Raw genomic sequence first — 8,364 nt, 5'->3', positions numbered from 1 at the left:
TTCTACATCGCTTGGCACGCCAAGACTAACAAAGACGGAATCAAGGGAACTCGTTCTACTTATGGATTCTCAGGTACAAATTATACGGGACTTTCTCTTACCGGTGCTGGAGCTAGAGATCCTGAGGATGCAACTTTTGTCCATATAGAGAGAGCCTTTTATTGGTTTTATCCGGCAGAATTTGATGCGCAACCAGACATGGGTGCTTACGCAAATTATGTTAGCGGTTCAGTTAATAATGCTGTGACCTATGGGTCGGGTGAATACAAAAAAGCTGGCTATTCCGTCCGTTGTGTAAAGGTGGAATAACTCCAATCTCCTAATACATCCCCCAAAAAATGATTTAGGGAACCCTCCATAGAGGGCTCCCATTCCCAAGTTTAATCTATAACGACGCACATCGTGCGTCTCAAGGCTAATCTCATGTCTAAAATGAACAACAACCCCCGTAAGTCCTCCAAGAACACCTCTCCCAAGTCCTCTAAGGCTAAGAGAACCTCCAAGAAAAACTTCAAGATTGAAAATCTTGAACCCCGTCTGATGATGGATGCCGCTTCTGGTTTTGAAGCCGACAAGATTGACACCTATGTTGAATCCTTTGCGTCGATCTCTGCAGAACTTGGCGAAGGTTTCTCTGAAACTTTAAAAAATGTTGAAAAGTTCGATTTTGCTGAATTAGGTCTTACCGAGAAATTTGATTCCTTTACGGCTCTGTTGGGAAAGACTTCCGAAACAATCAAGTCTGAAGTGACTGATTATGTCGGAAAAATTTTATCCAATGCTATGGAAACTGTCCAAGAAAAAGCAGAAAGCCTGAGCGTATCAGACTTTGTTAAAAACTATGTTCAAGATGAGATTAAGGGTCTGGAAAAAGATGGATACAAGGGCGTTTCTATTGAAGCCGAAGGAAACAAACTTGTCTTCACTTACAACATTTCTAAAACTCAATCCTTGAATAGCGTTAAGTATGGAACAGAGTCTTGGGGCTCTTTATCCATGGAAGGTTCTTCTAATCTAGAGTGCGAAGCCGCCATTTCTGTGTCTGTTAACCTCGATGCTAATAACGATGGATCCGTTCTTACTTCTAGCAGTGATTTTAGCGTTGAGTCTTTTTGCATCGGAAAACTTCAGGCTTCCATTAAGGAACTTGGAATGAATCTCAAATTCATGAATATGAATTTGGTTGAAGTCGAAGACGGTGATGATGACATTAGCCTGAAATATGAAAATTCTGAATTCAAAAAGAATATTGATTTGGAATTCAAGTTGGAAGGTGCCGAAGATTTGCCTTTCGGTTTTGCTGAAGGTGAATACATCAAGGTCTCTAATCGAAATGGCTCCCTTGACGTGTCCATTCCCGAAATTCAAATGAAAGAAACCAATACCCTTGGGTATCTTGTAAAGGCTTTGGATTTTGCAGATGTTCCCTTCTTGGATGGTAAAGTCTTTGATATCAATGGTGCCAAGCAGAGTGTTGCTGATGAGACCAATGCAGATTTGAGCCTAAGCTACGATGGCTCAGCCGTTTCTAACAACATTGACCTTGAATCTTGTATTGGAACGTCATCTTTTGACATTCGCTTTTTAGTACATTTATTCTGACAGACAATGGTTGGGGTCGAAAGACCCAACAAGCCGTATTTACTTATATCGAATCCGTTAAGGATCCTTATGGGTAATGCGGCTTTTTTGTTTGTCCAGTACTTGACAATTTGTAGCCGATTGGCTACATTGAGGAGGAATAAGAAGGAGTTAAACAATGGGTAAGATTAAAGTTTCGGATTTGGATGTTGCAGAATTTCTAGAAACTGAGGTAGATGTAAAACTTTTCTTGAAGGAGGCTCTTGCCGAAAACGATCCTGTTTTTTGGCAGCATTGTGTTAGCACTGCGGCAAGGTCTGCAGGCATGGCAAAGATCGCCGAAAAAGCTGGCTTGAACCGTGAGAGTCTTTATAAGGCAATGAAGGAAGGTGCGCATCCTCGTTTTGAAACGATGATGAAAATTCTGAATGCCATGGGCTTGCAGCTTGCCTTGAAGGTTGTTCCCGAAAAGAAAGTCCCTGCAAATGTGGTCGCCGAAAAACGCGCTAAGTACAAGGTGAAGTAAGTTTGTATTCTGACAGACAATGATTGCGTGAGACAAAGACCATAAATGGTCACTGCTCTCGCCTTAGGTCGTATTGCAACTTCGTTGCATACTCGTTAGCTCGGCAATGACCATATAAATACGGTCGCTGCTCTCGCTTTAGGTCGTATTCTTATATCCCATAGATTGGCTGCAAAAGCCTGAAATGGAGTGTATAGGAATACGGCCTTTTTTTATATCCGAACAACTTTATATCAATAAATTTGTTGATTTATAATAAAATTTATTGAATGCAGAAAAAAGAAAAACTAAATTCATGGCAAGATGATTTACGCTTGTAAAATTGAAAAGGATAAGGATATGGGTTATGTTGCCAGTTTTCCGGACCTTCCCAATGTAAATGCTTTTGGGGCTTCTATAGGTGAAGCCTTGGCTATGGCAAAGGAAGCCATGGATGGTGCTTTTGAATGTGATTTGGATTTGGGGTTGACCTTTGTTTATCCAAAGACTGAACCCAATGAGAAGAAGGGCTTGTATGCGGTCGAGTTGTCGCCGAAGATAGAGGTCGCTTACAAAATCTTTGAAGCACGTCGAGGTAAGACAAAAACGCAGGTTGCAAAAAAGGCTGGTATATCGCCCCAGGCCTATCAGCGATTTGAAACCCCTAAAGGGTCTCCCTCCGTTGAAACACTTTATAAAATAGCAGCAGCGCTTGGAAAGAAACTGGAAATTAATTTTGTTTAGATAAAAAACTATCTTTGCTCTTAAGTTATGACGAACGCTCAGCATTTTGAATTTGAATCTCCGTCCTTGAGCTATAAGAATGCCAAGGTAACGGTGGATGTTCTGGAAAGGGATCCTACCCACAAGCCTCGTGTGGTTTGGAGTGTGGACGGTCGCGAAGTTTACCGCACGGATCTCTGCAAGATTTTTTCTGACCTGAAGTTTGGCGCAGCACGTACGGCTATTTATTCTTACGAGGATGAGGGCCGTGCTCATGCGGTGGGGCTGAATGCTGGCGCTATTGCCAGCCCGGAACATCTGGCTCCCGTATTCTTGATGTGGCCTGGCCGCAGGTTCAATGTGAATCTGATTGGAACGGAAGTTCCCCTGATGGATGGTTCTGCGGCGCCCTTCTTCTATGGCCTGCGTCGAGCAGCGGGGGAGCCGGAAGCCCTTGTGTTTTATGATGCTCCTGTGAAGGCGGAATGGGACCTGACGGCTAAGGCTTCTGACGGTTCTGAACGGACGTTTGGTCATGTTCGTATTTGCCCTGCAGAAACTTTTGAGATAGAATACGTTCTGGACCGCAGCAAGAGCCGCGGGGATGTTTGCGACCTGCAGTCTGCCGCCGCTGTCAGTATTTATTCGCCGGAAAACTTGTTCCAGATTTTTATGGCCCGCACCTTCATTTCTGCCGAGGAATTTGAACAGGCGAAGGCCGCTGGCATGCTGGGCGGTGTGGATGAATCCTGCGGAATGTTGCTGGAACGCTGCGATGGTGCGAAATGTTCCAAGGATTTCCGTGTGGCAAGCGAACCTGCCATGCATAAAATACTAGATTTAATTGGCGATATCACATTTATCTGTCCGGCTCTTCCCAGAGTTCGAATAGAAATCACAAATGGTGGGCATGTTTCCCACCGACAAATCATGGAGAGGTTAATTCCCTATGTCTCTGCTGGACTCTTTGAAAAAATCTGATAAAGAAGGCGTTCTCTACGGCGAAGATGTTTGCCACGAAGTTCTTCCCCAGAAGTTCCCCTTTGCTTTCGTTGACGAAATCCTGGAACTGAACGTTGGTGATGGCACTGCCGAAAATCCTCCTTCTCTGGTGGGCCGCATGCACGTGACTGGCGAACAGGACTTCTTCAAGGGTCATTTCCCTGGCAATCCGGTGATGCCCGGCGTGATCCAGATTGAATCTATGGCTCAGGCAGCAACGCTCCTTACCATGATCGCTATGGAAGAAAAGACCGTGGGCAAGCGCCCGGCTTTCATGGGTGTGGAAAACTGCCGCTTCCGTAAGGCTGTGATTCCTCCCACCGACATCATTTTGAAGGTTCGCCTCACTGACCTTCGCATGGCTCGCCGCGGCATCTTCAAGTATGCCGGTCAGGTGTTCATCGGCGAAGAACTCGTCACCGAAGCTGAATTCTCAGCTGCGATGGTTTAGTCGCTCGCTTTGCGAGAATGCTTGTACCGCACGGGGCTTGTACTTTGTCTCCTCACTCCGTTCCTTTCGCTTCGCTTCAGTCACCCGACTGCGTCGGAGTCGATCGGATCCAAATACAAGCTCCCTAATAAGTACGTTAGCACTTCTCGCTAGCTCGCTTGTTTCCGGTTTTTAGTCGCTCGTTTTGCGAGAATGCTGTTTCGTTAACGGCGTTTGTGTATTGGTTCTCCGTTCCGCTCCCTGCGCTACGCTTCGGTCACCCGCTTCGCGGAGTCACTCCGAGCCCAACACACAAAGCCTCTAATAAAACCTCGGCACTTCCTGCTAGCTCGCTTGTTTCCGGTTTTTAATTGCTCGCCCTGTTGTAGAACATCGGGTGTATTGTTACCGTGTTTTGGTAACTCCAAAACACTAACGGAACAGCCCTTGCGTATAGGCCTAGGGTTGTTTTGGTTTTCAGCTAATTTGGACTGATTTCTTTCGTTGAATAACTTATATTTAGGGTGTGTTTTTTCAAAAGCTAGCTTGTGCATATGTTTGGCTAAGGTGGTTGTATGTTTAGTTATTTAAAGACTGTAGTTCTTGCCTTGTTAGTTGCAACAAGTACATTTGCCGCTTCAAAACCTTATAGTGGTACTGTTGCAAAATCTTTCCCTGATAGTGCAGACGGTTCTATTCTTCATCCTTATGTCATCACAACTGCAGAAGAACTGATGCTTTATGCGGAATTATCAAATGACTCGACCAGGACCATGAATTTGACCGCCGAACTTGGTGATGATATTGTCTTTAATGAAGGTGATGCTTCAACATGGGCGACCAAGGCTCCTAAGTACAAGTGGGTCCCGATTAATAATGGACAAATAGTTAAGAGTATTGTATTTGATGGCAAAGGTCATTCAATCAGTGGTCTTTATTTGAAAAACGAAGATGATAATCAAGGGTTCTTCGGGTACGTTAAGGGTAAAATTTCCAACTTAACTATCAAAAACTCTTACATAGACGGTAATGACAATGTGGGAGCCCTTGTTGGATCCGAGAATGGTTTGGTAATTTCAAATGTTTTGGTGGATCAGACTGTGGTCCGAGGCAATAATCGGGTAGGCGGCATTGTTGGTTTATCACAATATTTCACCATAAGTTATAGTTCATTTAATGGGAGTGTGAATGGCTCTTTAAATGTTGGTGGAATTGTTGGTGCTGCAAATGTAGTTGGTTCTCAAAATGATTCATGCAGTTTTGACCATAACTCAAATTATGGAGATGTTGCTGGACGAAACTCTGTCGGAGGTTTGATTGGTAGATTTGAATATTCCTCCGCAAAGTGCAAAATAAAATCTTATTCGTACTTGGATAATCGTGGTTCTGTTGAGGGCGATACCTCTGCTGGCGGTATTGCTGGTTATTTTTATGTGCCGGAAAGGTACACTATGGGATATGTTCCGTCTCTTTTCCGAAATACAGGAAATGTAAGCGGTTCCTACAGTGTCGGTGGCTTGTTTGGAACGTTTAGCTTTTCTACTAGTTGGAGCTCCGGCGGCTTGGTTTTAAAAAATTCCTACAATGCTGGTGATATCTCTGGTAAAAGCAATGTGAGTGGAACGTTTACCCAAAAAACATCTTTTAGCACCGTACAAAATGTTCTGCAGGTTGTCAATTTTGGCAAGGTGACAATGGGCGATTCTCTTATTGCAGAACATATTTCATATTCTGATCCCGAAAGATATTGCGATTCTCTTGGTACTGATTATGCTCCGGATTCAAGTTCAGAAAAATTGAATAAAGGGTATCCGTTGTTCTTGGGAGAAAATCCTAAGTATGTTTATCTTAAAGGGAGTGGTACCGAAGAAGATCCATTTATTATTGAGACGGAAAAGGATTTCCTTGCTTTTGGAAAACATGCTTCTGCGGATGTCTATAAGGATAACTTTTTTTACCGCCAGACGGCGGATATTGAGTATACCAATAGTAGACCTTGGAAGGGTATAGTCTTAGACCGTATCGTGTACGACGGCGATTCCCACAAAATTTCGAACTTGATTAGTGATGATACGTTGGGCGGAGTCTTTGCCCGAATAGATAGTTCTGCTACGATTAGTAACTGGTTCCTTGAAAATGTGGATATTACATCTAGATCGGGAGCGGCCGCTGTGGTAGGAAGGGGGCCGAAAAATTTCCGTATGAAGAATATTAAGGTTTCAGGTTCGGTTCGGTCCACAGGGGAAGGGAACAGCCTTGGAAATGTTGCTGCTGGATTAGTAGGTCAGACTACTAATTATGCAGTGCTTGAAAACTGTACAAACTTGGCGAGCGTTGATGCTTATGGCGATTACGCTGGTGGTATTATCGCTGTCAATACAAAGGGCGTTGTATTGAAAAATGTGGTGAATCGAGGCGATATTTCGGGTAATAATTGGGTTGGTGGTATTGTTGGCAACACAAACGGAAAAATCATTTGGGCGGAAAATCATGGAACCATTGTAGGCAAGCGTTATGTAGGTGGAATTGCTGGAATCGGAAGAGACATCAAGATTGCTTTCAACAGAGGTCCTGTTTCAGCGGTGGATTCTGTTGGCGGTGTTGCCGGCCGTTTGGCTACAGCAGCTTATGTTTACAGTGCTGCAGAGGTAAATGCTGATAGTGCAACTTCTGTAGGTCTCCTTGTTGGTGCTAATACTTACAATGAAGTATTCATGCATAAAAATGGACTTGTTTTCCAAAAGATGTTTTATGAAACGAACTTGAGCGACTATGATGCTTTTGGAAAAATTGTGAAATTCTTGGATGTGTCTGATACCGCCGGTGTTCCTGTTGAAACCCTTAAGAGTTCTGCCTTTGTAGAGAAATTGGCTCCCTTCTTTAAGGCTGATAAAGACGATGTGAATGATGGATATCCAGTGCTTGCTAATCCCTTTGAAGGAAAGGGGACTGAAGACAGTCCCTTCTTGCTGCAAGATAAGAGTGACCTGATGGTGCTCAATATGCTTCTTACGGATTCGGTCTATATCAGTTTTTATGGGGATAAACATTACAAGATGAACGCTGATGTGACGTTTAGTTCCGATGATGATTGGCTTCCTCTTGGATTTGTTCCCAAGGATACATCAATCAAGAACAATTATATTACCCCAGGATTTTCTGGAGTATTTGATGGTGGTGGACACATTGTTAGTGGTCTTGTAATTAAAAGCGATACTGCAGGATTCTTTGGTTATGTAAACGAAGGAACTGTTAAAAATTTTGGTATTGAAAACTCATCAATACAGGGTGGTGTCGTTGGTGGTATTGTTGGTAAAATTAAATATGGTGAAATTGAAAATTGCTGGAACAATAACACCGCTGTTTATGGCAGAGAAGTCGCTGGAGGTATTGTTGGAGGCGGGTATAACACTGTTCTAAATAGAACTTACAACACAGGGACAATTCGTGGTAAAGAATCTGTCGCAGGTATTGTTGGATCACTTATGTTTCAAAAAAGAACTGTTATCGCCAACAGCTTCAATAGAGGTGTTGTTGAGTATGCAGGACCTTCAGATAATACCCCAAAGCTTGCAGGGATTGTTGCCGCTGAAGCCTCGGATGCATTTATCGAAAACGTGTATAATGTTGGTGAAGTGCGTCGTTACGGCATTGTGGTTTATACCATTGTAAAAACCAACTATGCTGGATCGGTCGGAAAAAATACAGCACGTTTAAAAGAGGACGACAATGATCCATACGGGTTGACTGCAAAGGAAATGCGTTCCAAGGAATTTGCAGAGCAGATGGGTGAAGCTTTCGCCTACGATGAAAAGAAAGAAAATGATGGCTATCCTATTCTTTCAGGTAAGAATGTTAAACCTACTGGAATTGATCCTGTTCCGAAACTGAAAAATATACTTGAACGACCGAATTTGACGGTCACTGTGGATGCAAGAAATGTCTATGTTAGTGGACTCAAGTCTGGAGAAATGGTTGTCCTTGTGAATCTGAATGGTAAGAAAATTTGGTCAGGCCGCATTGCCGGAGGTTCTCATGTGATATCTGTGGAAAAACCGGGTGCTTATGTGTTAATGACAAAATCCAGATCTGTTAGAATTCTTATCAAGTAATGGAGCTTGTT

7 protein-coding genes are annotated in these 8,364 nt (G+C 43.3%); all 7 read left to right on the top strand.

Translation table 11 applies throughout. The features are described 5' to 3' along the window. The coding region (locus tag BGX12_RS13235; protein ID WP_146196348.1) for a hypothetical protein at positions 1-309 on the top strand (309 nt) is incomplete at its 5' end. A gap of 114 nt (positions 310-423) precedes the next feature. After that, a complete protein-coding gene (locus BGX12_RS13230; RefSeq protein WP_109736518.1) occupies positions 424-1,602 on the top strand; it encodes a hypothetical protein in 1,179 nt (392 codons plus the stop codon). A 157-nt stretch (positions 1,603-1,759) separates the two neighbouring features. Beyond that, on the top strand, positions 1,760-2,107 hold the full coding sequence (locus BGX12_RS13225; protein WP_109736517.1) for an addiction module antidote protein: 348 nt from the start codon (positions 1,760-1,762) through the stop codon (positions 2,105-2,107). 303 nt (positions 2,108-2,410) lie between these two features. Beyond that, the gene (locus BGX12_RS13220; protein ID WP_109736516.1) at positions 2,411-2,830 is read left to right on the top strand and encodes a type II toxin-antitoxin system HicB family antitoxin; all 420 of its coding nucleotides are present in this window, start codon (positions 2,411-2,413) and stop codon (positions 2,828-2,830) included. A 27-nt stretch (positions 2,831-2,857) separates the two neighbouring features. Beyond that, positions 2,858-3,790 carry a UDP-3-O-acyl-N-acetylglucosamine deacetylase gene (locus BGX12_RS13215; protein WP_109736515.1) on the top strand — a complete coding sequence of 311 codons (933 nt, stop codon included), beginning with the start codon at positions 2,858-2,860 and terminating at the stop codon, positions 3,788-3,790. After that, positions 3,777-4,262: a 3-hydroxyacyl-ACP dehydratase FabZ family protein gene (locus BGX12_RS13210; RefSeq protein WP_233246397.1), complete on the top strand. Its 486-nt coding sequence runs from the start codon at positions 3,777-3,779 to the stop codon at positions 4,260-4,262. Before BGX12_RS13215 ends, BGX12_RS13210 begins: the two co-directional genes overlap by 14 nt. 554 nt (positions 4,263-4,816) lie before the next feature. Continuing rightward, complete coding sequence (locus BGX12_RS13200) at positions 4,817-8,353, top strand: hypothetical protein (protein WP_109736513.1); 3,537 nt, start codon at positions 4,817-4,819, stop codon at positions 8,351-8,353. Positions 8,354-8,364 lie beyond the last annotated feature (11 nt).

This window comes from Fibrobacter sp. UWR4 (assembly GCF_003149045.1).
GTDB lineage: Bacteria > Fibrobacterota > Fibrobacteria > Fibrobacterales > Fibrobacteraceae > Fibrobacter.
Note: the sequence above shows the minus strand (reverse complement) of the source record. Positions and strands in the feature narration are given on the sequence as shown.